Annotated in this window: 27 protein-coding genes; 13 read left to right on the top strand and 14 right to left on the bottom strand. The window is 66.7% G+C overall.

Translation table 11 applies throughout. From position 1 onward, the window contains the following. Positions 1-45: 45 nt before the first annotated feature. The 3 genes from AADJ02_RS05900 to AADJ02_RS05910 are packed head-to-tail and all read right to left on the bottom strand — an operon-like array spanning position 46 to position 4,068. Positions 46-396, bottom strand: coding sequence for an RNA-binding S4 domain-containing protein (locus tag AADJ02_RS05900; protein ID WP_341212067.1), 351 nt, complete (start codon positions 394-396; stop codon positions 46-48). Further along, positions 393-3,515, bottom strand: coding sequence for a helicase-related protein (locus tag AADJ02_RS05905; RefSeq protein WP_341212068.1), 3,123 nt, complete (start codon positions 3,513-3,515; stop codon positions 393-395). Before AADJ02_RS05905 ends, AADJ02_RS05900 begins: the two co-directional genes overlap by 4 nt. 37 nt (positions 3,516-3,552) lie before the next feature. Then, on the bottom strand, positions 3,553-4,068 hold the full coding sequence (locus tag AADJ02_RS05910; RefSeq protein ID WP_341212069.1) for a tetratricopeptide repeat protein: 516 nt from the start codon (positions 4,066-4,068) through the stop codon (positions 3,553-3,555). A 152-nt stretch (positions 4,069-4,220) separates the two neighbouring features. Between AADJ02_RS05910 and AADJ02_RS05915 the strand changes: the two genes are divergently transcribed. Both AADJ02_RS05915 and AADJ02_RS05920 read left to right on the top strand, forming a co-directional pair. Next, positions 4,221-4,514 carry an SCP2 sterol-binding domain-containing protein gene (locus tag AADJ02_RS05915; protein WP_341212070.1) on the top strand — a complete coding sequence of 98 codons (294 nt, stop codon included), beginning with the start codon at positions 4,221-4,223 and terminating at the stop codon, positions 4,512-4,514. After that, complete coding sequence (locus AADJ02_RS05920; RefSeq protein ID WP_341212071.1) at positions 4,507-5,490, top strand: alpha/beta hydrolase; 984 nt, start codon at positions 4,507-4,509, stop codon at positions 5,488-5,490. The genes AADJ02_RS05915 and AADJ02_RS05920 overlap by 8 nt, the downstream gene beginning before the upstream one ends. Here the strand turns inward: AADJ02_RS05920 and AADJ02_RS05925 are convergent. Next, positions 5,454-6,551: a DUF2235 domain-containing protein gene (locus AADJ02_RS05925; protein WP_341212072.1), complete on the bottom strand. Its 1,098-nt coding sequence runs from the start codon at positions 6,549-6,551 to the stop codon at positions 5,454-5,456. The genes AADJ02_RS05920 and AADJ02_RS05925 overlap by 37 nt on opposite strands. 66 nt (positions 6,552-6,617) lie before the next feature. Continuing rightward, positions 6,618-7,793 (bottom strand): alanine racemase, encoded by a 1,176-nt coding sequence (locus tag AADJ02_RS05930; RefSeq protein ID WP_341212073.1) that lies wholly within the window; start codon positions 7,791-7,793, stop codon positions 6,618-6,620. 105 nt (positions 7,794-7,898) lie between these two features. On the opposite strand from AADJ02_RS05930, the gene AADJ02_RS05935 reads away from it, so the two are divergent. Both AADJ02_RS05935 and AADJ02_RS05940 read left to right on the top strand, forming a co-directional pair. After that, complete coding sequence (locus tag AADJ02_RS05935; protein ID WP_341212074.1) at positions 7,899-8,333, top strand: Lrp/AsnC family transcriptional regulator; 435 nt, start codon at positions 7,899-7,901, stop codon at positions 8,331-8,333. A 63-nt stretch (positions 8,334-8,396) separates the two neighbouring features. Further along, the gene (locus tag AADJ02_RS05940; RefSeq protein ID WP_341212075.1) at positions 8,397-11,492 is read left to right on the top strand and encodes a valine--tRNA ligase; all 3,096 of its coding nucleotides are present in this window, start codon (positions 8,397-8,399) and stop codon (positions 11,490-11,492) included. A 72-nt stretch (positions 11,493-11,564) separates the two neighbouring features. On the opposite strand, the gene AADJ02_RS05945 is transcribed toward AADJ02_RS05940, so the two are convergent. Further along, positions 11,565-11,732 carry a hypothetical protein gene (locus AADJ02_RS05945; protein WP_341212076.1) on the bottom strand — a complete coding sequence of 56 codons (168 nt, stop codon included), beginning with the start codon at positions 11,730-11,732 and terminating at the stop codon, positions 11,565-11,567. Between the two features lie 93 nt (positions 11,733-11,825). On the opposite strand from AADJ02_RS05945, the gene AADJ02_RS05950 reads away from it, so the two are divergent. Continuing rightward, positions 11,826-12,938: a pyridoxal phosphate-dependent aminotransferase gene (locus AADJ02_RS05950; RefSeq protein WP_341212077.1), complete on the top strand. Its 1,113-nt coding sequence runs from the start codon at positions 11,826-11,828 to the stop codon at positions 12,936-12,938. Positions 12,939-12,963: 25 nt separating this feature from the next. Next, complete coding sequence (locus tag AADJ02_RS05955) at positions 12,964-13,134, top strand: hypothetical protein (protein ID WP_341212078.1); 171 nt, start codon at positions 12,964-12,966, stop codon at positions 13,132-13,134. On the opposite strand, the gene AADJ02_RS05960 is transcribed toward AADJ02_RS05955, so the two are convergent. Next, the gene (locus AADJ02_RS05960) at positions 13,131-13,868 is read right to left on the bottom strand and encodes an alpha/beta hydrolase (protein WP_341212079.1); all 738 of its coding nucleotides are present in this window, start codon (positions 13,866-13,868) and stop codon (positions 13,131-13,133) included. The genes AADJ02_RS05955 and AADJ02_RS05960 overlap by 4 nt on opposite strands. Positions 13,869-14,026: 158 nt before the next feature. On the opposite strand from AADJ02_RS05960, the gene thrS reads away from it, so the two are divergent. Next, the gene (gene thrS / locus AADJ02_RS05965; RefSeq protein WP_341212080.1) at positions 14,027-15,982 is read left to right on the top strand and encodes a threonine--tRNA ligase; all 1,956 of its coding nucleotides are present in this window, start codon (positions 14,027-14,029) and stop codon (positions 15,980-15,982) included. Positions 15,983-15,984: 2 nt separating this feature from the next. Here the strand turns inward: thrS and AADJ02_RS05970 are convergent, their stop codons facing one another. Continuing rightward, a complete protein-coding gene (locus AADJ02_RS05970; RefSeq protein ID WP_341212081.1) occupies positions 15,985-16,281 on the bottom strand; it encodes an ArsC/Spx/MgsR family protein in 297 nt (98 codons plus the stop codon). A 99-nt stretch (positions 16,282-16,380) separates the two neighbouring features. On the opposite strand from AADJ02_RS05970, the gene AADJ02_RS05975 reads away from it, so the two are divergent. Beyond that, positions 16,381-16,587: a cold-shock protein gene (locus AADJ02_RS05975; protein WP_021692131.1), complete on the top strand. Its 207-nt coding sequence runs from the start codon at positions 16,381-16,383 to the stop codon at positions 16,585-16,587. A gap of 1 nt (position 16,588) precedes the next feature. Here AADJ02_RS05975 and AADJ02_RS05980 read toward each other — a convergent pair whose 3' ends face one another. Both AADJ02_RS05980 and thyX read right to left on the bottom strand, forming a co-directional pair. Further along, a complete protein-coding gene (locus AADJ02_RS05980) occupies positions 16,589-17,413 on the bottom strand; it encodes a toll/interleukin-1 receptor domain-containing protein (protein WP_341212082.1) in 825 nt (274 codons plus the stop codon). Then, a complete protein-coding gene (gene thyX, locus AADJ02_RS05985) occupies positions 17,383-18,288 on the bottom strand; it encodes an FAD-dependent thymidylate synthase (RefSeq protein ID WP_341212083.1) in 906 nt (301 codons plus the stop codon). The genes AADJ02_RS05980 and thyX overlap by 31 nt, the downstream gene beginning before the upstream one ends. Positions 18,289-18,448: 160 nt before the next feature. Here thyX and AADJ02_RS05990 point away from each other — a divergent pair, with 160 nt between their 5' ends. The 3 genes from AADJ02_RS05990 (at position 18,449) to AADJ02_RS06000 (ending at position 21,383) form a co-directional block, all read left to right on the top strand. Further along, on the top strand, positions 18,449-19,531 hold the full coding sequence (locus AADJ02_RS05990) for a hypothetical protein (RefSeq protein WP_341212084.1): 1,083 nt from the start codon (positions 18,449-18,451) through the stop codon (positions 19,529-19,531). Next, the gene (locus AADJ02_RS05995) at positions 19,531-20,883 is read left to right on the top strand and encodes a hypothetical protein (RefSeq protein ID WP_341212085.1); all 1,353 of its coding nucleotides are present in this window, start codon (positions 19,531-19,533) and stop codon (positions 20,881-20,883) included. Before AADJ02_RS05990 ends, AADJ02_RS05995 begins: the two co-directional genes overlap by 1 nt. Positions 20,884-20,954: 71 nt before the next feature. Then, on the top strand, positions 20,955-21,383 hold the full coding sequence (locus tag AADJ02_RS06000; RefSeq protein WP_341212086.1) for a VOC family protein: 429 nt from the start codon (positions 20,955-20,957) through the stop codon (positions 21,381-21,383). Positions 21,384-21,426: 43 nt separating this feature from the next. Here AADJ02_RS06000 and AADJ02_RS06005 read toward each other — a convergent pair whose 3' ends face one another. From AADJ02_RS06005 to AADJ02_RS06015, 3 genes are all read right to left on the bottom strand, one after another. Beyond that, complete coding sequence (locus AADJ02_RS06005; RefSeq protein ID WP_341212087.1) at positions 21,427-21,936, bottom strand: winged helix DNA-binding protein; 510 nt, start codon at positions 21,934-21,936, stop codon at positions 21,427-21,429. A gap of 80 nt (positions 21,937-22,016) precedes the next feature. Further along, complete coding sequence (locus AADJ02_RS06010) at positions 22,017-22,322, bottom strand: succinate dehydrogenase assembly factor 2 (protein WP_341212088.1); 306 nt, start codon at positions 22,320-22,322, stop codon at positions 22,017-22,019. Next, on the bottom strand, positions 22,319-22,705 hold the full coding sequence (locus AADJ02_RS06015) for a helix-turn-helix domain-containing protein (RefSeq protein WP_341212089.1): 387 nt from the start codon (positions 22,703-22,705) through the stop codon (positions 22,319-22,321). Before AADJ02_RS06015 ends, AADJ02_RS06010 begins: the two co-directional genes overlap by 4 nt. A gap of 125 nt (positions 22,706-22,830) precedes the next feature. On the opposite strand from AADJ02_RS06015, the gene AADJ02_RS06020 reads away from it, so the two are divergent. Both AADJ02_RS06020 and AADJ02_RS06025 read left to right on the top strand, forming a co-directional pair. Further along, on the top strand, positions 22,831-24,033 hold the full coding sequence (locus AADJ02_RS06020; RefSeq protein WP_341212090.1) for a pyridoxal phosphate-dependent aminotransferase: 1,203 nt from the start codon (positions 22,831-22,833) through the stop codon (positions 24,031-24,033). A gap of 13 nt (positions 24,034-24,046) precedes the next feature. Beyond that, positions 24,047-24,457, top strand: a complete 411-nt coding sequence (locus AADJ02_RS06025; RefSeq protein WP_341212091.1) for a hypothetical protein — start codon at positions 24,047-24,049, stop codon at positions 24,455-24,457. A 3-nt stretch (positions 24,458-24,460) separates the two neighbouring features. Here AADJ02_RS06025 and AADJ02_RS06030 read toward each other — a convergent pair whose 3' ends face one another. Beyond that, positions 24,461-25,084 (bottom strand): DedA family protein, encoded by a 624-nt coding sequence (locus AADJ02_RS06030; protein ID WP_341212092.1) that lies wholly within the window; start codon positions 25,082-25,084, stop codon positions 24,461-24,463. Positions 25,085-25,113 lie beyond the last annotated feature (29 nt).

Genomic DNA, 25,113 nt, shown 5'->3' on the forward strand with positions numbered 1-25,113 from the left:
GGGCCCTCGATGCTTGTTGCGGCCTAGCTAGAACAGTCCGCAGGGTCATTCAAGCACCCCCGGCCCCGCGTCGGGCCGCTGATCCTCGGCCGGCACGTCAGGCGGGTCGAGATCGTCGTAAAGGCCACGCGCCTCCGGAGCCGGGCCGCGCCGCTCGCCCAAGGCAAGAATGCGCACGACCCGGATCAGCCCCGCTTGCGGAAATGTAAGCACGTCCCCCGGCCCCACCCCGCGCGATGCGCGCAAGGCCCGCTGGCCGTTGACGCGCACCCGGCCCTTGGTGACCAAGGCGGTGGCAAGGCTCCGGGTCTTGAAGAACCGGGCCTGCCAGAGCCACTTGTCGAGGCGCAGCGTCTCGCGCGGCGCCTCGGCTGGTGTCGCTTCGCCCCGGCTCAATCGCGCTTGAAGCCCGCGAGCGCGGCGGCGAAGGGGTTGTCGGGGTCGATCTTCTTCTCGCGGGACGGCTGCGAGGAGAAGTTGCGCGGGCGCTCGTCACGCTCGGGCTTGGGTCCGCGACGCTTGTCGCCCCGGCCTTCACCGCGACCTTCGCCCTTGCCGTTGGGCTTGCCCTTGGCTGCGCGCGGCGCGTCGCCCCGGTTGCCCTCGGCCTTGTGGCCCTGCCCGCCCTGAGCGCCTTGGCGGCGGCCTTTTTGACCGTCACCGCCCCGGCGCTGTCCGCGCCCGGCCCATGTGAAGGTGTAGAAGGTCTCCATCTCGGTGGACTCGGCGGCCTCGTTCGCGGCCTCGGGCGCGGTCTCGCCCACGGCGATGGTGCCCGGCGGGATCTCGGTCGGATTGCCGGCCGGGATGCCCACGGGCGGATCGCTGTCTGGCATCTCGTCGGGCGCGGGCGCGGGGCCACGATCGGGCGAGCCGCCCGGCACCTCGGAGGGCGGCAGGTCCGGCTCGGTGCCCGGCACGTCGGTCGGGCTGGCGGGCGCATTGTCCGGCTGCTCCGGCGTGTCCGGCGTCTCGTTGGGCAGGTCGGGCTGCTCGGGGGCCGCGGGCGTGGTGTCCGGCACGTCAGGTTGGGCCGGAGCCTCCTGAGGCGAATTGCCCGGAACATCCGGTCCTTCCGGGGCGGCGGGCGTGGTATCGGGCTTGTCCCCCGGCACTTCCTGCGGTGCCGCCGCCTTGGCAGGCTTGGCCTTGGCGCGCTCGCCCTTCTCGGCCTTGTAACCCAGCCCCGACATCAGCTCGGCGAACTGCTCGAGCGTCAGGCCGGTGATCGACAGCATGTCGGGCACCGCCTCGAAGCCGCCCTTGCTGTCGCGGTCGCGCAGCATGTCGGCGAGACGCTCGAGCATGTCGATGCGGATCGCGCGCTCGCCGGCGGCGCGGTAGCCCGCCATCGCATAGTAGCCCGGCGCGGCCCCACGGGTGGCAGGCACGGTGACGAGACCCGGCGGCGGCGTTTCGGGAAACTCCTGCAGGTTCTTCGACAGCGCCCAGAGCACGAGGCGGATACGCGTCGGCGCGGGCTTGAGCAGTGCGGGCATGAACACGGTGAACTGGCCGAAACGGATGCCGTGCTTGCGCAGCGCGCCGCGCGCCTCCTGATCAAGCGCGCGCACCTCGTCGGCGATGTCGCCGCGCGGAATGACGCCGAAATTCTCGACCATGCGGAAGGCAAAGCCCTTGGCCTGACCGGTCAGCGCCTCGTCGGCACCCAGCGCCAAAAGCGGCTCTTGGGTCGCGGCGATCTTGCGATCGATGAAGTGCTGCAAGCGGCGCTTCACCTTCTCGGTGATCTCGGTGCCTGCCTCTTCGTCCACATAGGCCGCAACCTGCGGTTTGAACGGATCAGCCCCTGAGACGAGCTTGCCCACGGCAGAAGACCCCCACATGAGGCCGCCCTGCTCGGTCACGTCGATCTCGGTATCGGGCGCGTTGTAAAAGCGATCCGCGCGCAGGTGGAACTGCGGCGCGAGCGCCTTGTCCGCCGCCTGCCGCAGCGTCTTCGCCTCGTCCGGGCTACCGGCCTTGTCGGCGCGGAACCGGAAACCTTCCAGCCGTCCGACGTATTCGCCCTCGACCGTCACGTCGCCGTTGTCTGTCACTTCGGCCACCATGACCTCCTTCTGCTTGAGCCGCCGGGCCAGAACGCTGGTCCGCCGATCCACGAATCTTTGAGTCAGCGCGCCATGCAGCGCATCCGACAGGCGATCTTCTACTCCGCGCGTCACGTCGCGCCAATGGCTTTCGTCCCCGACCCATCCCTTGCGCTGGGCCACGTAGGTCCAGGTACGGATATAGGCCAGGCGCTTGGACAGCGCATCGATATCGCCGTCGGGGCGATCGATGCGCTCGATGCGCTTGGCAAACCAGTCGTCGGGGATGCGGCCGCGGTCTTGCAGATGCGAGAATATCTGCCCCACCATCTCGGCATGTTCGCCGCGACCGATGCCACGAAAATCCGGCAGACGGCAGACATCCCAGAGCAGCCGCACCGAGGAACCGTCATGCGCCCTCGCCGCGATCACCGGATCGGCAGAGAGCGATTTGAGCGCCGCGAGGTCGTCGCTCTCGCGCACCCGGCCCAGCCATGGGTTATTGGTGCGTTGCTCCAGCGTCTGGATCAACCGCTTGAGCGAACCGAACTGCAGGTCGGAATTGCGCCAGAACAGCCGGGTGACGGGTCGGAACTGATGGTTCTCGATGGCCTCGATCACCTCGTCGTCGAGCGGCGGCGCCTCGCCGGTCACACCAAAGCTGCCATTGGTGCGGTGTCGCCCCGCACGACCGGCGATCTGCGCCAGCTCGTCGGGGGCCAGATGCCGCATCTTGTGCCCGTCGAATTTGACCAGCGACGAGAAGGCGACATGACCGATGTCGAGGTTGAGGCCCATGCCGATGGCGTCGGTCGCCACGAGGTAGTCGACGTCGCCATTCTGATACATCTCGACCTGCGCATTGCGCGTGCGCGGGCTGAGCGCCCCCATGACGACTGCCGCCCCGCCCTTCTGGCGGCGGATCAGCTCGGCTATGGCATAGACGCTGTCGACCGAAAAACCGACGATGGCCGAGCGTTCGGGCATCCGGCTAAGCTTTTTCGAGCCCGAGTAGCTCAGCGTCGAGAGCCGGTCGCGGCGGATCGTCTCGGCTTCGGGCACGAGGCTGCGGATCGCTGGACCCATGGTCTCGGAGCCCAGAAACAACGTCTCGTGGCGGCCGCGCGCGCGCAAGAGCCGGTCGGTGAAGATATGGCCGCGCTCCGGATCGGCGCAGAGCTGGATCTCATCCACGGCGAGGAAATCGGCGTCCATCTCGGGCATCGCCTCGACGGTGCAGACCCAGTAGGCGGCCCGCGGCGGCACAATGCGCTCTTCGCCGGTGACCAGCGCCACCACCGAGGGGCCACGCGCCTTCACGATTCGGTCATAGACCTCGCGCGCCAAGAGCCGCAGCGGCAGGCCGATGATACCGGAGCGGTAGGCCAGCATCCGCTCGATCGCGTAATGCGTCTTGCCGGTATTGGTGGGGCCGAGCACGGCTCCGATGCGCGAGGGGGTCATGGGGGAGGTCCTGTGGTCGCCCTTGGGGCGTGTAAGTTCAGAGCGTGCGGCCGCCCAGCATGATGTCGAGGCGCTGCGCGGCCGCGACGGCCTCGCTGTCGTGCGGTGTCAGGCTCAGCACCCGTCCCCAGACCTCGCGCGCGGCCTCGGGTCTGCCCATCTCCTCAAGCAGCGCGGCAAAGCCTTGCAGCGCCCCGAAGTGGCGTGGCTCGCGTTCGAGCGCCGCGCGCAGATCCTCGATGGCGGGACCGGTGAGACCGGCGACGTAATAGGCGTTGGCGCGCAGCACATGCGCCTCGGCCAGATCGGGGGCATGGTCGAGCGCGGCGGTCAGATGCTCGATCGCGGCCTGCGTGTCGCCTTCGACCAGCGCGGTGCGGCCCCGCTCCAGAAGCAGGTCGATCGCCGCCGAGCCGCTGCGCGACCAGACCTCGCGGATCCCGGCCGCCAGTTCGGGCGTTTGCTCGGGGCTGGCGGTCTGCAAGTCATCGAACAGCCGCTCAACCTCGGAGCTGCTCTGCGCATGCGCAGGTGCCACAAGCGAAAGGCCCAAGGCCAATGCCGCGAGGACAGGTTTGAAGGGGAGAATTCTTGCACCCATAGTCCATAGTGTAGGGGCGCGTCCGGGCCGAGACCAGAGGTCGCCCCATCACAAGGACCAGATCGGTGGCCATCCCGGTTGCCGCGAACGCGAAGGACGACGCTATGAGTGAATTGGTGAGCCAGGCCGTGACGGCGCTCAACGCCAAGATGGATGGGCAAGGTCTCGACGGCGGGCCGGCCAAGTTCGTGATCTCGGACGAAGGCGCGATCATGATCGATGAAACCGGCGCGCGCGCGGGCGACGAGCCTGCCGAGGTGACCCTTACCGCCGATGCCGAGACCTTCCAGTCGATTCTCGAGGGCGATCTCGACGCCACGGCGGCCTTCATGCAGGGCAAGCTCGCGGTCGATGGCGACATGGGCCTCGCGATGAAACTGGCGGCGGTCCTTGGCTGACGGCGCGGGCCGACCGGCCGCCCCGTATTTCGCGGATGTGGCCGACGGCCCGGCGGCGGCGCATTGGATCGCCGCCACGGATGGGGTGCGTCTCAGGGCCGTGCATTGGCATGGCCCTGAGACGAAGCAGGGCACGGTGCTGATCCTGACCGGGCGCACCGAATATGCAGAGAAATATGGCCGCATCGCTCGTGACCTCGCTGCGCGCGGCTTTGGTTGCGCGACGCTCGACTGGCGCGGACAGGGGCTGTCGGACCGTGCGCATGACGACGCGACGCGTGGCCATGTCGAGAGCTTTGCCGAATACCAGGACGATCTCGACGCGCTGATTTCGCATGTCGAGGCGCTGGGCCTGCCCCGGCCCTATCATATGCTGGCGCATTCGATGGGCGGCTGCATCGGGCTGCGCGCGCTCACACGCGGCGTGCCCTTCGCCACGGCCTGTTTCACCGCTCCGATGTGGGGGGTGTTGATGCGTCCCACCTTGCGGGTCGCGGCCTGGGGGCTGAGCAGCGCCTCGCGCCTCGTCGGGCTGTCGCACCTGCCCTCGCCGGGACGCTCGGCCACGCTCGAGGATGCGGCGGAGGCCGCCGAGGCGAACATGCTGACCCGCGATGCCGAAAGCTTCGAGTGGGTGCGCCGTCAGGTCGAGGCCCATCCCGAGCTTGGTCTTGCCGCCCCCTCGCTGCACTGGCTGCACGAGGCGTTGCACGAAACGCGGGCGCTTTCGCGGCTGCCATCGCCCGACTTGCCCTGCCTGACGTTGCTGGGCGACGAGGAATGGGTGGTCGATTCGGCGCGCATCCGCAACAGGATGGCACGCTGGCCCGGATCGGCCTTCGAAATGATCGCAGGCGGACGGCACGAATTGCTGATCGAGGATGACGCGACGCGCGGCGCGCGGCTCGACCGGATCGCGGCGCATTTCACGGGCTCGGACTACTCGGCGGCGCCCCAGCTTCCGACCGAAGGGTGATCCTCTCCCGCCACCGGGAGCCGGGCATGAGCCGGGTGCCCGCCCGCCACGGTTTCGTGCAGCCGCTCTGACGGGTCGCGCCCGACGATGCGCCGCCGTCGCGACAGGAACACCTTGTTCCAGCCGCGCCATGTACTGACCGAAGGCGCCTGCGCATCGCAGGGAAAGCGTTTGCGCCAGTCTTCGGGCAGGGTCAGGCCGCAGGCCTCCAGCCGCTCAAGCATCCAGACCAGTGGGATGTTGGCGAGCGGGCGACTTTCGAGCGTGCCGCCCAGCTGGCCGCCGATGTCGCCATGCGTGCCGCGAAACCAGACCTGCTCCAGATGGCCCGAGAACCCCTCCGGCGTCACCCATAGCACCGGCTCGTAGGCGCGGCGGGTCTCATCGAGCGCCAGCGCGTGGAACCCGTGCAGCACATGACTGCCGAGCCGATGGTCGTGGAACATGTGGTTGGGTTGGGAATAGCGCCACGCCACCGGCAGGCGCAGCCCCAGCGAGGCCACCGTGTCCCACACGGCCACGGCCTCGATCTCCACGTGGTCGTGGCAATGCAGCCGGGCGAAGGCGCGCGCGGCCTCGCTCGGCTCGGGCCCGCGGTGGCGGTAGTGGCGATAGGCATCGCGCACATTGCGTTCGGTCGCCTCCTCGGCGCGCAACAACCCGACCCGGCTGATCACGCCCGCGAGCGAGCGCACCGCATAGGCCCCGCGCGAATAGCCCACGAGGATGATGGTGTCGCCGGGGCGAAAGCGCGAGGCAAGCACGCCGTAGGCGCGCTGGATCAATCGGTTGATGCCGCGACCCATCATCACATCGAGCGTCTCGGCCCAGCTGCCCCACTGGATCCCCGCCTCGTAATGCACGGTCAGGTTGGCGTGCCGCCCGCTCTCGCGCAAAAGCTTGTAGGTCAGCCCGGCATTGGTCTCGAAGCCGCTCTTGAGCGTCGACATGGTGCCATCGAGAATGATGACATGTGTGGCGGCACCACGGGCGCGGGGCTGCCCCTCGGCTTGCCTCGGGCGACGACCGGCAAGCCCGAGCAGCCAGTCACGGATGCCCATCGGGGCCTCTCCTGCGCGCCTGTGCCGTGCCTGCCCGCCGCATCGTGTTCCTTCCGCCGTTACCCTTTACCCTAGGGGTCGGGAGGGCTCTGTCCAGAGCCGCGAAACACGTCCCCTCTCATATGTGCCATATCCGTTGAAACAGGTGGTTACCCCGACGAGATAGGCCCCGGCCGAGCGGAACAGCAGCCAGTCGCCCTCTTGTGCGCAGCCCGGCAGGAGCGTCTCGCCCGGCAGTCGATCGAGGCTGTCGCAGGTCGGGCCGAACAGGGTAAAGGGTGCGAGTCCGGCGCCATCGCGCGCCTCATGCGTCACCAGATCGACCCGCGGCACGCCGATCGACGGGCATTCCGACAATCCGCCATAGATGCCGTCGCTCAGGTAGAGCGCCGCCCCGCGCCGGGCCTTGATCCGCACCGCATAGGCCATGGAATCGGCGACCAGCGCGCGGCCCGGCTCGCAGACCAGCGCCGGTGCGCCATCGAAGGCACGATGCGCGCGGGCGATCGCTTCGAAAATCGGCGCCAGCGTGGGCTCCAATCCGGTCCGCCCCGAAGGAAAGCCACCGCCGACATTGAGCCGCGCCAGACGCACCCCGGCGGCGCGGGCCAGATCGGCGCAAGCGGTGATGTATACGGTCCAAGCGACGGGATCGACGCATTGGGTGCCGACATGGAAAGTCATCGAGACGCGAAAGCCCAAGGCCGCCGCGCGTCGCAACAGCGCCTCGGCCAGATCCGGCGTCGCGCCGAACTTCGAACCGAAGTCGTAGGCCGCCCCCGCCACCGGCAGCTTCAGCCGCACGGCGATCTCGGCCTCGGGGCCCACCCCTTCGGCGACCAGCTTGTCGAGTTCGGCCAGATCATCGACCGACCACGACGCCACCCCCGCTGCGATTCCGGCGCGGATCTCGCCGCGCGAGCGCACCGGGTTGTGGTAGTGCAGCACCGCCTCCGGGACCAATCCACGCACCAGCGCCATCTCGGCAGGCGAGGCCACATCGAAGGCCCGCATCCCCTCGGCCGCCAACTGCGCGATCACCTCCGCGTCGGGGTTGGCCTTCACCGCATAGGTCACCTCACCCGGAAACTCGCGGCGAAAACGCGTGTGCCGCGCCGAGAGCGCGGCGGGGCAGCTTAGAAGCACCGGCGCGTCGCTGCCATGCCGGGCGAGCCAGTCCTGTGGCGTGTCGGCGGCACGCCCGTCGGCGGTTTCGGGAACGAGGATCGGGGTTTGCAGCATATGGGCCTCCTTGCTCCCATGCTGCGCCCCTGCTCTGCCGGACCCTAGCGGCGATGCGCGCGATATGCCTCGACTTGCCGACATATCGGCGGCAGGATCGACGATATGACCGAACCTGATCCGACAGATGCCCGGCTGATCGCGCTTCTGAGCGAAAACGCCCGCGCCCCCGTCGCGCATTTGGCGCAGCGGCTTGGCCTCGCGCGCTCCACCGTGCAAGCCCGGCTCGACCGGCTGGAGCGATCAGGCATGATCGCAGGCTACACGCTGCGGCTGTCGTCGCGTGCGCGCGGAGGGATTTGCGCCACTGTACTGGTGCAGATGCTGCCCGCTCGACAGGCCTCCGTTCTGGCAGGGCTCAAGCGGCTGCCCGAGATCGAGACGGTGCACACCACCTCGGGGCGCTTCGACCTTGCCTGCCGGTTGCGCGCGACCACCACCGAGGCGCTGGATGCCGCGCTCGATCGGATCGGCGCGCTCGACGGGGTGAAGGCCACCGAGGCACTTATCCACCTCTCGACCCGGATCGACCGGGGCTGATCCCTTTTCCTCCCCTGCCCTCCGCGCTAGAGACGAGGCCGATCTCACCGAGGAGCCCGGGACATGGCGATGGAAAAGACGTTCGACGCGGCCGAGGCCGAAGCCCGGCTCTATGCGGCATGGGAGCAGGCGGGCGCGTTCCGCGCCGGTGCGGGCGCGCGCCGCTCCGAGACCTTCTCGATGATGATCCCGCCGCCCAACGTCACCGGTTCGCTGCACATGGGCCACGCCTTCAACAACACGCTGCAGGACATCCTCGCGCGCTGGCATCGGATGCGCGGCTTTGACACGCTGTGGCAGCCCGGGCAGGACCACGCCGGCATCGCCACGCAAATGGTCGTGGAACGCGAGATGGCCAAGGCCGGTAACGAGAGCCGCCGCGAAATGGGCCGCGAGAAGTTTCTGGGCAAGGTCTGGGAATGGAAGGCTCAGTCGGGCGGCACCATCGTCGATCAGTTGAAGCGCCTTGGCGCGTCCTGCGATTGGGAGCGCAACGCCTTTACCATGTCCGGCGCCCCCGGCGCGCCCGAGGGCGAGCAGGGCAACTTCCACGACGCCGTGATCAAGGTCTTTGTCGACATGTACGACAAGGGGCTGATCTACCGTGGCAAGCGGCTGGTGAACTGGGATCCGCATTTCGAGACCGCGATCTCTGACCTCGAGGTCGAGAACATCGAGCAGCCCGGCAACATGTGGCACTTCAAGTACCCGCTGGCCGGTGGCGAGACCTACACCTACGTCGAGCGCGACGAGGACGGCAACGTCCTGTTCGAGGAAGAGCGCGACTACATCGCCATCGCTACCACGCGTCCCGAGACCATGCTCGGCGACGGTGCGGTCGCCGTTCACCCCGATGACGCGCGCTATGCCCCGATCGTCGGCAAGCTGTGCGAGATTCCGGTCGGCCCCAAGGAGCACCGCCGCCTGATCCCGATCATCACCGACGAATACCCCGAGATGGACTTCGGCTCGGGTGCTGTGAAGATCACTGGCGCGCACGACTTCAACGACTACGAGGTTGCCAAGCGCGGCGGCATCCCGATGTACCGGCTAATGGATACCAAGGGCGCGATGCGCGCCGACGGTGCCCCATATGCCGAGGCCGCAGCCCGGGCGCAGGAAGTGGCGCGTGGCGCCGAGATCACGGTCATGGAGGCCGATGCGCTCAACCTTGTGCCGGACGAGTATCGCGGGCTTGATCGGTTCGAGGCGCGCGAGGCGGTGATCGCCGACATCACCGAGCAGGGCCTGGCCGTGATGGTGCCCGAATACGACCCACGCCTCGGACCCAAGGCCGCCAAGCGCGAGGCCGCCGAGGAAGGCGGCAGCGCGCCCGAGACGCGCCTTGTGCCGCTCGTCGAGCACAAACCAATCATGCAGCCCTTCGGCGACCGCTCCAAGGTGGTGATCGAGCCGATGCTGACCGACCAGTGGTTCGTCGACACCTCCAAGATCGTCGGCCCCGCGCTCGACGCGGTGCGGTCTGGCGAGACCAAGATCCTGCCCGAGCGCGACGCCAAGGTCTATTTCCACTGGCTCGAGAACATCGAGCCTTGGTGCATCTCGCGCCAGCTCTGGTGGGGCCACCAGATCCCGGTGTGGTACGGACCGACGCTCACCGATGGCCATGTCGATCTCGAGGCCGACTGGACCCCGTTCTGCGCCGCCAGCCGTGACGAGGCGCTGGAGAAGATGGCCGCCTATTACGGCCATGACGAGATCCGCTTTGTCGAGGACCGTCAGGAGGCGCTGGCGCTGTTCGAGGCCGCGATCGGCAACACCACCGACGAAGGCGCGATCCGCTCAGCCCAAGCTCCGACCGCGATCCCGGTCTGGCGCGACCCCGACGTGCTCGACACGTGGTTCTCGTCGGGCCTCTGGCCGATCGGCACGCTGGGCTGGCCCGAGCAAACGCCTGAGCTGGAGAAGTACTTCCCGACCAACACGCTGGTCACCGGCTTTGACATCATCTTCTTCTGGGTCGCCCGGATGATGATGATGCAATACGCCGTGGTCGGCCAGAAGCCGTTCGACACCGTCTATGTCCATGCTCTCGTGCGCGACGAGAAGGGCAAGAAGATGTCGAAGTCGCTTGGCAACGTCATGGACCCGCTCGATCTGATCGACGAGTACGGGGCGGATGCCGTGCGCTTCACCCTCACCGCCATGGCGGCGATGGGGCGCGACCTGAAGCTCTCGACCCAGCGGATCGCGGGCTATCGCAACTTCTCGACCAAGCTGTGGAACGCCTGCCGCTTTGCCGAGATGAACGGCGCGTTGGCGCCTGAGCGGCACGCCTCGCTGTCGATTCCGCCCAAGGCCACCGCGACGGTCAACCGCTGGATCGTTTCGGAGACCGCGAAGATCCGCGAAGAAACCGACGCGGCGCTCACCGCCTATCGCTTCAACGATGCCGCCAACGGGCTCTATGCCTTCGTCTGGGGCAAGGTCTGCGACTGGTACGTGGAATTCTCCAAGCCGCTCCTGCAGGGCGAGGACGATGCCGCGAAGGCCGAAACGCAGGCGGTCATGGCTTGGGTGCTCGATCAGTGCATGATCCTGCTGCACCCGATCATGCCCTTCATCACCGAAGAGCTGTGGGGCACGACGGCGCAGCGCGACACCATGCTCGTTCATGCCGAATGGCCCGAATACACCAGCGCCGCACTGGCCGATCCCGAGGCCGAGGCGGAAATGTCGCTCGCCATCGCGATGGTCGAGGGCGTGCGCTCGGCGCGCGCGCAGATGAACGTGCCCGCCGGGCTTCAGGTGCCTGTGGTGCTTGTCGGGGCCGACGAGGCCGTGCGCACCGCGTGGGATCGCAACGCCGCGATGATCTCGCGACTGGCGCGGATCGACACGATGGTTGAGGCCGAGGCCGCGCCAAAGGGGGCCATCACCGTGCCGCTGCCCGGCGCGACGCTGGCGCTGCCGCTGGCGGACATCATCGACGTCTCGGCCGAGAAGGCGCGGCTCGAAAAGGTGCTGGGCAAGCTGGAGAAGGAGCTTGGCGGTCTCAGGGGGCGGCTGAACAACCCCAAGTTCGCGCAGAGCGCACCCGAGGAGGTGGTCGAGGAGACCCAGCAGAACCTCGCTGCACGCGAGGCCGAAAAGGCCCAGCTTGCTGCGGCGCTCGATCGTCTGGCCGAAATCATGTGAGATCGCGTCCCGCCTGCGACCTCGAAAGGGGCGCGGGCGGGGTCGCCGGGGCCCGTTCGGACCGGGGTGCCTCTAGCTTGGGAACATCAACTTGTAGGCAAGGGTCACCACGACACCAAAGCCGGTCAGCAGCAGAATTGCCCAGATGTAATCGAACCCCGAACGTTCCTCGACCACGGAGGTCGAAAACGCAGTCCGAACCACACGGACGCCATGGCGCAGATATCGAACCATATTCATCCTCAGGTTGACCTAGGCACGCTAGCCTTCTCATTCGACTGGCGCAAGCTTTTGTCGCTTGTCCCGGTCACGGCGGCGCGGCATCCTCGCCCGATGACCGATCCGCGCCTTACCCCGCTCTCTGCCTCGCTTCCCGATACCGTGCCCTTCGTCGGGCCGGAAACGCAGGAACGCCGTATGGGCCATGCCTTCACGGCGCGGCTCGGCGCGAACGAAAGCGTGTTCGGCCCTTCGCCTCGCGCGGTTGATGCGATGCAAAGGGCGGCGCAGGATGCGTGGATGTACGGCGATCCGGAGGCGCAGGAGCTGCGTCATGCCATCGCGGCGCATCATGGTGTCGATCCGGGCCACATCCGTGTCGGCGAAGGCATCGACGGGCTTCTGGGCCTGCTTGTGCGGCTCACCGTCGGTTCCGGCGACTGGGTCGTGACCTCCGAGGGCGGCTATCCGACGTTCGACTTCCACGTCACGGGCTTTGGCGGCCGCATCGAGCATGTGCCCTATGATGGCGACCGCGTCGACGCGATGGCGCTGGTGGAGCGCGCTGCATGGTCGGGCGCAAAGCTCGTCTACATCGCCAACCCCGACAACCCGATGGGCGGGGTGCACGACGCCGCCACGATCCAGGCGATGGTCGAGGCCCTGCCCGACGGCGCGCTGCTCGTGCTCGACGAAGCCTATGTGGAGTTCGCGCCCGAGGCGGATCTGCCCCGGATCGACCCCGCCGACGGTCGGGTGATCCGGCTGCGCACCTTTTCCAAGGCGCATGGGTTGGCAGGCGCACGCGTCGGCTATGCCATCGGCCCCAAGCCGCTGATCGCGGCGTTCGACCGGGTGCGCAATCATTTCGGCCTGAACCGCATGGCACAGGCCGGGGCGCTGGCGGCACTTTTGGATGCGGACCACCTTGCCCATGTGGTGACGCAAGTTACCCGCGCCCGCGCCCGCATCGCCGCCATTGCGCATGACAACGGCCTCGTGGCCCTGCCCTCGGCCACCAACTTCGTCGCGATCGATTGCGGGTCCGACGGGGCCTTTGCAAAACGGGTGGTGACCGCTTTGGCGGAGCGGGGCGTTTTCGTGCGGATGCCCGGTGTCGCTCCGCTCAACCGATGCATCCGCGTCACCGCCGGGCGCGAGGCCGATCTCGACGTCTTCGCGCAGGCGTTACCGCCCGCGCTGGAAACGGCTCGCACCGCGCCCTAGGTGACACTGGGTCAAGGAGGCCGCCATGCGCCAGCCCGCCCCGAACTTCACCAATGCTTTTCTCGGCACGCTTGGCGTGCTGCTGTTCGTGGGCCTTTTGACCATCGGGGCGGTCTGGGGATGGGCCGGGGTGATCTTTGGCGCGCTGGGCTTTGACGGGGTCGCCCGCCCCATCGCCCGCCGCGCCCGGCGCTAGACGCGGGCCGAGACCTCGGCCACGCTCGCCGCGATCAGGTCGAGGCAATCGGGCGTCGAAAATCGGTGATCCGCTCCATCCACCAAGGTCAGCCGCATGTCCGGCCCCTCGGCATGCTCCAGAAGTCGCAGCGCCGTGGCGACCGAGACGTCCTCATCCGCCGTGCCCTGCAAGAAGCGCACCGGAAAGGGTAGTGCCAGCGGGCTGCGCAGCACGAGGTTGCCGCGCCCCTCCTCGATCAGCCGCCGGGTGATCCGCAGCGGATCACCATACTCGGACGGATGGTCGAGATAGCCCTCGATCTCGAAGCGCGTCCGCATGTCCCTGGTCATCCCGGCCCAGAACCCGTCCTCGGTGAAATCCGGCGCGGCGGCGATGGTGACGAGGCCCGCCACCTTTTCGGGCACCGCGCGCGCCAGCAGCAAGGATATCCAACCGCCCATCGATGAGCCGACAAGGACCTGTGGGCCTTGCGTCAGCGACAGCGCCGCCGCCGCATCCTCGGCCCAATCACCGATCGCCCCCTCCTCGAACACGCCGCCGCTGCTGCCATGTCCGGAATAATCGAAGCGCAAGAAAGCGCGGCCTTGCTTCTTGGCCCACTCCTCCAGAAACACCGCCTTTGTTCCCTCCTTGTCGGAGCGAAAGCCGCCCAGAAACACGATCCCCGGCCCTTCGCCCGGCAGCTGGTCATAGGCGATGCGGCGGCCCTGTGGGCTGGTGAACTCGGGCATGGTCGTCTCCGTTCCTGATCGGCGCGCAGCATCGAAGCCCGCAGCCTCGATGGCAAGCCCCGCGCTTGACACGCCCGCCCTGCCCGATCATCAAGCCCCTCACGCATATAACCCGCAACCGGGCGTTCCGTGGGCGCCAAACCGACGAGGAGGCCGACATGGCCCAGATCTCCCTCACCTTTCCCGATGGCAACAGCCGTGACTATCCAGCCGGCGTGACCGCCGCCGAGGTGGCGCAGTCGATCTCGCCCAGCCTCGCCAAGAAGGCCATTTCCGCGAATGTGAATGGCGACCACTGGGATCTGAGCTGGCCCATCCAGCACAACAGCCAGATCGCGATCCACTCCACCAAGGATGCCGAGCCTTCGCTCGAACTGATCCGCCACGCCTTCGCGCATGTCATGGCCCGCGCTGTGCAGGAGATCTGGCCAGACGTGAAGGTCACCATCGGCCCGGTGACCGAGAACGGTTGGTTCTACGACTTCGACCGCTCCGAGCCCTTCACCCCCGAAGACCTCGGCGCGATCGAAAAGAAGATGAAGGAAATCATCGCCAAGTCCGAGCCGATCCGCACCGAGATCTGGGACCGGGCGCAGGCGCGTGCCTACTACCAGGAGCGCAACGAGCCCTTCAAGATCGAGCTTCTCGACCGCATCCCCGAGGACGCGCCCATTCGCATGTATTGGCATGGCGAGTGGCAGGATCTCTGCCGCGGCCCGCATCTGCAGCACATGGGCCAGCTGCCCGCCGACGCCTTCAAGCTGACGGGCGTCTCGGGCGCCTATTGGTTCGGCGACGTGTCGCGCCCGCAGCTGCAGCGCATCTCGGGCGTCGGTTTCCGCAACCGCGACGAGCTCAAGGCGCATCTGACCATGCTGGAGGAGGCCGCCAAGCGCGACCACCGCAAGCTCGGCCGCGAGATGGACCTGTATCACCTGCAGGAAGAAGCGCCGGGCATGGTGTTCTGGCACCCGAACGGCTGGACCGTCTACCGCGCGCTCGAGGATTACATGCGCCGCCGCCAGAACGCCGCCGGCTACCGCGAGATCCGCACCCCGCAGGTCGTCGACCGGGTGCTGTGGGAGCGGTCTGGCCACTGGGAGGCGTATCGCGAGAACATGTTCATCGTCGAGGTGGACGAGGAAGGTGCCAAGGAAAAGCGCACCAACGCGCTCAAGCCCATGAACTGCCCCTGCCACGTGCAGGTGTATAACCAGGGCCTTAAATCCTACCGCGACCTGCCGCTGCGGCTCGCGGAGTTCGGCTCCTGCCACCGCTACGAATCCTCGGGCTCCATGCACGGGCTGATGCGGGTGCGCGGCTTCGTGCAGGACGATGCGCATATCTTCTGCACCGAGGATCAGCTCGAAGAGGAATGCGCGGATTTCATCGGGCTTCTGGCCTCGGTCTACGAAGACCTCGGCTTCGAGAGCTTTGACATCAAGCTCTCGACCCGGCCCGAGACCCGGGTGGGTTCGGACGAGATCTGGGACAAGGCCGAGACCGCTCTGGAAAAGGCGATCCAGAAGGCCGGGGCCGACTACACCGTCGATCCGGGCGAAGGCGCGTTCTACGGCCCCAAGCTCGACTTCAAGCTCACCGACGCGATCGGGCGCGAGTGGCAGTGCGGCACCTTCCAGGCCGACTTCAACCTGCCCGACCGGCTGGATGCTGAGTTCGTCAACGAAAAGGGCGACAAGGCGCGGCCTGTGATGCTGCACCGCGCGATCCTCGGCTCGTTCGAGCGCTTCCTCGGCATCCTGATCGAGAACCACGCCGGTCGCCTGCCGCTGTGGCTGGCCCCCCGTCAGGTCGTCGTGGCCTCGATCGTCTCGGATGCCGACGACTACGTGCACGAGGTGGTTGCCGCGTTGAAAAAGGCGGGCATCCGCGCCGAGGCCGACATCCGCAACGAGAAGATCAACTACAAGGTGCGCGAGCACTCTGTCGGCAAGGTGCCGGTGATCCTCGCCATCGGCGGCCGCGAGGTCGAGGAGCGCACCGTCAGCCTGCGCCGTCTGGGCGAGAACCGATCCGAGGTGCTGCCGCTCGACGAGGTGCTGGCGAGCCTCAAGGACGAGGCGACGCCCCCGGACCTGCGCCGCGACGCCTGAGGCTAGAGGCCTTGGCGGTATGCCCCGCCCTCTTCGATCACCGGGCGCTTCAACAGCGCCGGGTGATCCTCCAGAAGCCCGGCCACTGGCCGGGCTTTTTCGTCCTCCGAAAGCCCGCGCCACGTGGTCGAGGACCGGTTGATCGCGCGGTCGCCAAAGGCCGCGAGGATCGCCGCGCGCTCCTCGACGCCCAGCGGTTCGGCCCGGATATCGACCAGAACGGGGTCGTGCCCCTGCTCTTTCAGCGCCTTCATTGCGGCGCGCGTCTTGTCACAGTTCTTCAGCCCCAGAACCCGCATTTTTGCCTCCAGTTGTGATTTGCCTTTCAGTGGCGCGCCCTAGTGTCCTTGGCAACCGCAAGACGTGCGGCGTGTGATCAGGATACGGGAGAGCGTGCCATGCCGAAGGGCACCGTGAAATGGTTCAACACCACCAAGGGTTATGGGTTCATCGCGCCGGAGGATGGCGGCAAGGACATCTTCGTCCACATCTCGGCGGTGGAGCGATCGGGGCTTACCGGGCTGGCCGATGACGAACCGGTGGAGTTCGAGTTGATCGAGGGCCGGGATGGCAGGGAGATGGCGGGGAATTTGAGGAAGGTTTAAACTACTGCCGAGGATTGGCTCGCTCAAGCGTATAATGGTATTGGCGGCTTCCATCTGTCCCACCGAAGTGAATCTCCTGGGGGATTCCGCTCAAGAATATATGCATTGGCTTTGCACTAGAGATATCTGCAATGACGCCCGTAGCATGCAAGCCATTAACTTCAATATCCACTGTGTGCACCATGCCAGTTCCCGTAATAATGCTGCGCGAGCCTTGCATTACCATCCCAAGCAGATCCTTTTCCTCAGGCAACACACCTGCGAAGCCTAATGACCATGTTCCAGTCCTTGGCCAAACTTCGAGCACCTGCTTCCCATTGTGAGAGTGGAACTTGTAACCAAACGGGTTAACGTCTTTTTCTTTGGCGGAAAGGGGGGTCTGCTTCACGCCTGAAACAACATCTTCAACCCAGTCATTTGAATTCAGGGCAACGTATTTCCTAGTTGATATAGCAGATGGAATCAAATCTTCGGAAATATGATGAGGGAAAATCCCAATGATTGGAAATTTACTTCCCTTGGAGCGTAAAGTTCGGTTAAGAGCATAGGCGAGCTCTTCTTGGCATGGCTCGCTACGGAGACTGTTCTCGGATACGTAGATGGCCCACGCGTCTAGGTCCGGATTCTTGAGCGCTTCGTCAATCTGCGCCCAAAGTCGTTGCCCCGATACTAAACGCGTTCGATCATATTCAACATAGAGACCAGCCTTCTTTAACTCTTGAATGACAAAATTTACATCGTCATCTTCGTTGTCTTTCCAAGCATACGTTAGCCATAGATAAGCCTGATCGTTTTTCACTTCACTACCCCCATAAACTCCCGCCATTCCCGCGCACTCATCCCGGACGTCTCCTGAGTCACTTCCTCCCCAGCGAGCATCCGACGCAGGCACTCCACACCTGAAGCTGAAAGAGTCACCCCCCCAAGGCGATACTCCTCGAAGGCGCGGTAGGCGGCGGGGACCCAGTCCTTGACCATCTCGCAGATCGCGTCCGCATAGACCCGGATCTCGTATTGCGCGTGGGGGTCGGCACGCAGGCGCAGGAAGTGGAACAGGTTGTGCAGATCCACCTTCCAGTACCACTGCGTGTAGATGTTGGCGGGCAGGTTCATCCGGGCCAGCTCGCGGGCGAGGCCCTGTTGGCCGTCGTCCGAGATCATCGCCTCGTAGTGGTCATAGGCGCGGTGCGCGTCCTCGCGCAGCCAGTCGAGCACGCGGGCCGATTCCTCCGGCCCCAGCACCTCGCCCCGGCCCTGGTTGTTCTGCGCCGATTGGGCGGCGAGGTCTTCGGCGCGGGGAATGTAGAACTCCCGATCGAGGATCGAGTAGCGGGCGGAGTATTCGTTGACGTTGGCGGTGCGGTGGCGGATCCACTGGCGCGCGACGAAGACGGGCAGCTTCACGTGCAGCTTCAGCTCGCACATCTCGAACGGCGTCGAGTGCCAGTGCCGCATCAGGTAGCGGATCAGGCCTTCGTCGTTCTGCACCGACTTGGTGCCGCGCCCGTAGCTCACCCGCGCCGCCTGGCAGATCGCGGCGTCGTCGCCCATGTAGTCGATCATCCGCACGAAGCCGTGATCGAGCACCGGCATCGCCTTGTAGAGATGCGCCTCGGCCCCTTCGGAGACGGCGCGAAGGGTGGTGCGGGGGGTGGCGCGCAGATCGGCGATCTCGGCGTCCTGCTCGGGCGTCAGCGGCATGGGGGGAGTCTCCTGAATCCGGGTCTGCCCCATCCATAGCCGCCGCGTGGCAGGAGGGAAACAACCCCGGACCGTGGTCGGGCACACGGGGCGGCGCGCGTTGACACCCGCCCTCCCCGCCCGGACAGTCGGGGCCAACCGCAGACCCGAGGGCCGCCTGATGATCCGTCTTGTTTCCACCGCCGCGCTGCTGGCGCTTTTGGCCGGCTGCGGCGATGGCCAGCCCTTCGTGTTCGACGAAGAGGCGGAGATCGACACCCCGACCGAAGAAAGCGAGACGCCCACCGACGGCGAAGGGTTTGACGGCGACATCGAGGTGCCGCCCGGCACCACCAACCCCACGCCCGACACCTCCATCATGCGGTTCGAGCCCGAGGGCGACACAGGCGGCGGCTTTGTGCGGTCGGTCTCCTACAACGCCGCGGCCCAGAGCTTCACCGTCGACAACCTCGCCTTCGACGGCGTCGGCCCCTACCAGCGCAACGACAGCCCCGACACGCTCGCCGGTTATGCGGTGTTCAGGAGCGACCAGACCGTCACGGACAAGGTCAACGGCAAGGACGTCCAGCAGCTCGACTACCGCGCGATCTATGGCGTGAGCTCCAACCGCACCACCGTCGACGGCAAGCGCCTGCCGGTGTCGCGCTTTGCCATCGTGCGCAGTGGCGATTTCACGGGCTACGGCTTTGGCGGCTTTCTCTACGAGCGCAACGGCGGCGTGGAGATGCCGACCCGGCGCGACGGTCAGGCGGTCTTCGTGGGCGATTACGCGGGCCTGCGCGTCTTTGACGGGCAAGGCGGTCAGGAACTGACCGAGGCCAAGATGAGCATCGCGGTCGATTTCACTGATTTCAACAGCTCGGATGGTGTCGACGGCGTGCTCTATGACCGCCGCGCCTATACGCGCGATGGCACCGAGATCACGGTCAACCGCAGCGGCTCCCGGCGCGAGGATGCCGAAGGCACCGCCGTGCTCGACCTGCCTGTGGCCCGGTTCACCCTCGCCCCCGGCTCGGTGACCGACGACGGTGAAATCCTAGGCACCGTCAGCAGCCGCGTCACGGTCGATGGCAAGGTCACGGATTACGAGGACGGCACCTATTACGGGATCATCGGCGGCGATCTCGACACCGGCGGCGAGGTGGTCGGCGTGCTGGTCATGACCTCCAGTGATCCGCGCCATGAGGGTGTGACGGCGCAGGAAACCGGCGGCTTCATCCTGTATCGCGATTCCAGCCGCTGATGCGTATCAAAGTCTTACTCGCACCGGCGCTGCTGGCGCTCGGCCTCGCTTGGCCCGTGGCGGCGCAAACCGTGCTCGACGCGGCGGGGCTGCGCGCGCGCGCGGTCTCCGAAATGGCACAAGGCCACGTGGCGCAGGCCGAAACCATGGCCCGCGCGCTGCTGGCGCATGATCCCGATGACGCGACGGCGCTGACGCTGGCCGCCGAAGGGGCCGTGGCGCGCGGCGACTGGGCCGCGGCGCAAGGGTTCGCCCGGCGCGCCCATGCCCGCGTCGAGGGGCCGGCGCGGTTTCGCATGGCCCGTATCGCGGCCTTCGCCTTCGCCAAGGAGGGGCGGTTCACCCGCGCGCAGTTCTGGTTGCGCCGGGCCGAACCCGACGCCCCCGATCCTGAGGCCGCCGCCGGGCTAGCGCGCGACTACCGCATGGTCGCGGCGCGCAACCCATTGTCCTTCAGGCTCGACTTCGGTGTCGCCCCGTCATCGAACGTCAATGGCGGAAGCCGGGTGCGCACCCTGACGCTGCCCGGCCTGCCCTTTGAGTTCGAGCTGTCCGGCGACGCGCGGGCTCTGTCGGGTCTCGCCGTCAGCGGGTCGGTGCAGCTTGGCTATACCCTGCCGCCTCTGGCCACGGGCCCGGTGCAGATCGACCTGCGCGCTACGACCCGGACCTACCGGCTCAGCGACAGCGCCCGAGCACAGGCGCCGGAGGCGCGGGGCAGCGATTTCGCGCAGTCAATGCTGAGCCTCGGGGTGAACCATAGGCTGCTGCGCGGCACGGGTGTCCCGCCAATCGACCTCTCAGTCGATCTGGCCCGAGCCTGGTACGGGGGTGATCCCTATTCGGACAGTCTGCGGTTCGGGGTGGCGAGGGGTGTCACGCTCGATACCGATCGCCGGCTCGACCTGTCGCTCGGGCTTGAAAGGGTGGAGCGGCGCGACATCGTGGCAGGCTGGTGGACACCGTCGGTCGGCGCGGTGCTGCGGCAGCGGATCGGAAACGACCGGCTCGACCTCACGGCCCAGTTGCGCGACCTGCGCAGCGACCGGCCCGACACCGGCCACGACAGTGTCTCATTTGGAGCGGACTACAGCTTCGGGCGGAGCTTTGGCCCGGCCCGGCTCGGGCTGGGCATCGAGGGTGAATGGCGTGACTACGATGCCTCGCGCTACGCCGCCGGTGGGCGCGAGGACCGCTCGCTGCGGCTCAACGCGCGGATCGGCCTGCCCGATCACGGGCGCTATGGGTTCTATCCCGAGGTGGGGCTGAGCGCCGAGCGGGTCTGGTCGCAGGTTGATCTGTTCGACGAAGAGGCCGTGACGCTGGATCTGAGCCTGCGCTCCGCCTTCTGAGGCGCGGCACTGGCGGCGGGCGCATGGCGTGCTACGCTCCGGGCCGCACCACAACGAGGAGGCCGCGCGAAATGGCACTGAAATACCTGCACACCATGGTTCGAGTGAAGGATCTCGACGCGAGCATGGCCTTTTACGAGCTGCTGGGCCTCAGGGAGACCAGCCGCAAGGAGAGCGAGGGTGGGCGCTTCACCCTCGTCTTCATGGCTGCTCCCGGTCAGGAAGAGTGCCCGATCGAGTTGACCTGGAACTGGGATGGAGACGAGGGACTGCCGTCCGACAGCCGTCACTTCGGTCACCTTGCCTATCGGGTGGACGACATCTACGAGACCTGCCGCCATCTTCAGGACAACGGCGTGACGATCAATCGCCCTCCCCGCGACGGGCACATGGCCTTCGTGCGCTCGCCAGACAACATCTCGATCGAGCTTTTGCAGGCAGGCGATGCCCTCCCCGCGCAAGAGCCTTGGTCCAGCATGGAAAACACCGGCCACTGGTAAGGCCCGCGGCCCCGCCGCCGTCATGACCAAAGGAGCGGCGGGGTCAGTAGATATAGCGGATCTGGTCGGTCCAGTAGCGTTCGATCCGGCGCAGCGACATGGTGATGTCGTCAATGCCGGTCTGGTCCAGCACCCCGCGCGACAACATGCCTGACGCGTGATTTTCAAACAGCTTGTCGACAATGTCGCGGATTCGCCGCCCGTTGTCGGTGAGCCGCACGCGCACCGAACGGCGGTCGATCTGGCAGCGCTGATGATGCATGTAACCGGCCTCGACCAGCTTCTTGAGATTGTAGCTGACGTTGCTGCCTTGATAATAGCCGCGCGATTTCAGCTCGCCTGCCGTCACCTCGTTGTCGCCAACGTTGAACAGCAACAAGGCCTGCACGGCGTTGATCTCGATAACGCCGACGCGTTCGAATTCGTCCTTGATCACATCGAGCAACAGCCGGTGCAGCCGTTCCACAAGGGTCAGGCTGTCGAGATAGCTCGTCATGAAGGCGAGGTCCCGCGCACCGCGCAGCGCCGGTTCCAGAGAGGAATGCACACTCATCGTCAATTCTCCGTTCTGCCCGCTCAAAGGCAGGAATGCGGCAGAATGACAAAGAAACGGTTAATTTTTTGAGACTTACTCTAGCGCGGCCGGGTCACGCCCCGTGCGCCCTCGGCAATCTCCGCCACAAGGGCACCGTAGCGCTCGGGCACCGGCTGGGTGCCGGCGACCCAAGCGTAGAGGTCATGGTCGTTCTCGGAAAGCAGCCGGTCATAGAGCACGAGATCCGCATCGCTCATCGCCGCGAGGCGGCGCGTGGCGAAGTCCTGCAGGATCAGGTCCATTTCCTTGATACCGCGCCGCATCGAACGCATTCGTAGCCGCCGCTCGCGGGTGTCGCGCGGCTCGTCCGCGGGGGCCGCGGCCTCGATCGGCAGCCCGCTCACGAAGCCCCCTCCACGCTGCGCTTGAGCCGCTTCTCCAGCGTTGCCATGCGCTCGGCGGCCTGCACCATCTCGGCGCGCAACACACGCATCTCGGAGAGGATCTCCGACAATGCCGCAGGCGGCGTCTCGGCGGAGGGCGCTTCAGGCCCGTCGCCACGCCCGGTCAGAAGCCAGCTCAGCGACACGTTGAGCATGCCCGCGAGCATCTGCAGCCGGTTGGCGCGCGGCTCGTCCATGTCGTCCTCCCACGCCTGAAGCGTCGAGATCTCGACCCCGATCCGCGTCGCCAGCGCCTCTTGGCTGAGCTGCGCGCCCTCACGCGCACCGGCCAGCCTGTCACCGAAGGTGGCGGCCGTCTCGCTGTAGTAGCCCTCGTCCTGCATCGCGCGTCCTTCCCGGCTTGCGCCGCTTGATGGCGGCCTGCCCTCGCCATATGACATGTGCGACGCCGCGTTTCCAGAACAGCGGCGACCTGCCACACCCGCCTTGCGACATCCCGGAGCCCGCCATGCCGTTTCTCTCCGACACCCTTTCGCGGGTGAAGCCCTCGCCCACCATCGCCATGACCAACAAGGCAACCGAGCTGAAGGCCGAAGGCCGCGACATCATCGGCCTTTCGGCAGGCGAGCCCGATTTTGACACCCCCGCCAACATCGCCGAGGCCGGGCGTCGCGCCATCGCCGAGGGGCGCACGCGCTACACCGCCGTCGATGGCATCCCTGAACTGAAGCGCGCGATCTGCGCCAAGTTCAAGCGCGACAATGATCTCGACTATGCACCCGCGCAGGTAAGCGTCGGCACCGGTGGCAAACAGGTGCTCTACAACGCGCTGATGGCAACGCTGAACCCCGGCGACGAGGTGATCATCCCTGCCCCCTACTGGGTGAGCTATCCCGACATGGTTCTGCTCGCGGGCGGCACACCGGTCACCGTGGCCTGCGGCATCGACACCGGCTTCAAGATCACGCCCGAGCAGCTCGAGGCGGCGATTACGCCCGCGACCAAGTGGTTCCTGTTCAACTCGCCCTCGAACCCCACCGGTGCAGGGTATGCGTGGGACGAGTTGCAGGCGCTCACCGAGGTGCTGATGCGCCATCCCCATGTCTGGGTGATGACCGACGACATGTACGAGCACCTGACCTTTGGAGATTTCCGCTTCTGCACGCCAGCGCAGGTCGAGCCGGGGCTCATGGACCGTACGCTGACCGTCAATGGCGTCTCCAAGGCCTATGCGATGACCGGCTGGCGCATCGGCTATGCCGCCGGGCCCGAGCCTCTGATCCGCGCCATGGCCAAGGTGCAGTCGCAATCGACCTCGAACCCCTCGTCGGTGAGCCAATGGGCCGCCGTCGAGGCGCTAGGGGGGCCGCAGGATTTCATCGCCTCGAACAACGCCGTGTTCGAGCGGCGACGCGACCTTGTGGTGGCCGGGCTGAATGCGGCCCCCGGCGTCACCTGCCCGGTCCCCGATGGAGCGTTCTACGTCTATCCCGACATTTCCGGCTGCATCGGCAAGACGAGCGCGGGCGGCACGGTGATCGGTGATGACGAGGCCTTCGCCACGGCGCTGCTGGAGGAAGAGGGCGTCGCGGTCGTGTTCGGCGCGGCCTTCGGCCTTTCGCCGAATTTCCGCGTCAGCTACGCTACTTCGGACGCGGCGCTCGACGACGCCTGCACCCGCATCCGTCGCTTCTGCGAAGGGCTGCGCTGAGCGAGGAATGACGATGTTCGACCTGTCCGGCTATTACTTCCGTGTGAAAGAGACGGGCGGCACCATGTATCGCATCGGCGACGAGACCCGGCACCGCCGGGTCGACCTCGAGCAGATCGCGGTGATCAACACCCGCAACGGCGAGATCCGCGGCCCGGGCAACCGCCCGCTCGCGCCCGAGGATCAGACCGCCGCCGAAGCTTGGCTGGCACAACGGCAGGCCACCCTCGCCGCACGGCAGATCGACGACATCCACCGCGCCATCGACCACATGAACCTCACCGCGCAATGGGTGCAGACCCAAGCCAGCGCCGAGGATCTGGAGGCGGTGACGGAGCCCTTGCTGCTTGCCATGCACGATCTGCGCACGATCCTCGTGCGCAAGAAGGCCGACCGGGTCGAGGCGGCGCGCAAGGAGGCGTGAGGCTCAGCTTTTCTTGCGCTGGCCTTTGTTTCGCCGTCCCTTGCCGCGCAGGACGCGCCACAGATAGAGCAGCACGATCACCCCGAGGACGCCATTGGTCACCGGGTTGAGCCAGCTCTCGACCTTCTCGTACTGCGATTCGAGCAGGTAGCCCGCGCCGAACAGCCCGCCGACCCAGATCAGCGATCCGGCGGTGGTGTAGGCGAGGAACTTCATCAGCCCCATGCCCTGAAGCCCGGCGGGCACCGAGATCAGGGTCCGCACGGTGGGGATCATCCGCCCGAAGAAGATTGCCGCGGCACCGTGCCGCTCGAACCAACCCAGCGCCGTCTCCACGTTGTCTCGCGACAAAGTGAGCCAGCGCCCGTACCGATCCACCCATTCCATGAGCCGCTCGCGCCCGAGCCTGCGGCCGATCTCATACCAGATCCACGCACCTGCGACCGAGCCGATCAGACCCGCGATCAGGGTCAGCACCGGGTTCGCCGCGCCTGTTGCGGCGTTATAGCCGGCAAGCGGCATCACCAGCTCGGAGGGGATCGGGGGAAAGACGTTCTCGAGGAACATGAGCGCCGCGACGGCGAATGCGCCCCCTGCGGCGATCCAGCTTGTGATGAAATCGAACATGGCCCGCCAACCTTTCAGCGCGCCAAGTT

This window comes from uncultured Limimaricola sp. (genome assembly GCF_964022235.1).
Taxonomy (GTDB): domain Bacteria; phylum Pseudomonadota; class Alphaproteobacteria; order Rhodobacterales; family Rhodobacteraceae; genus Limimaricola.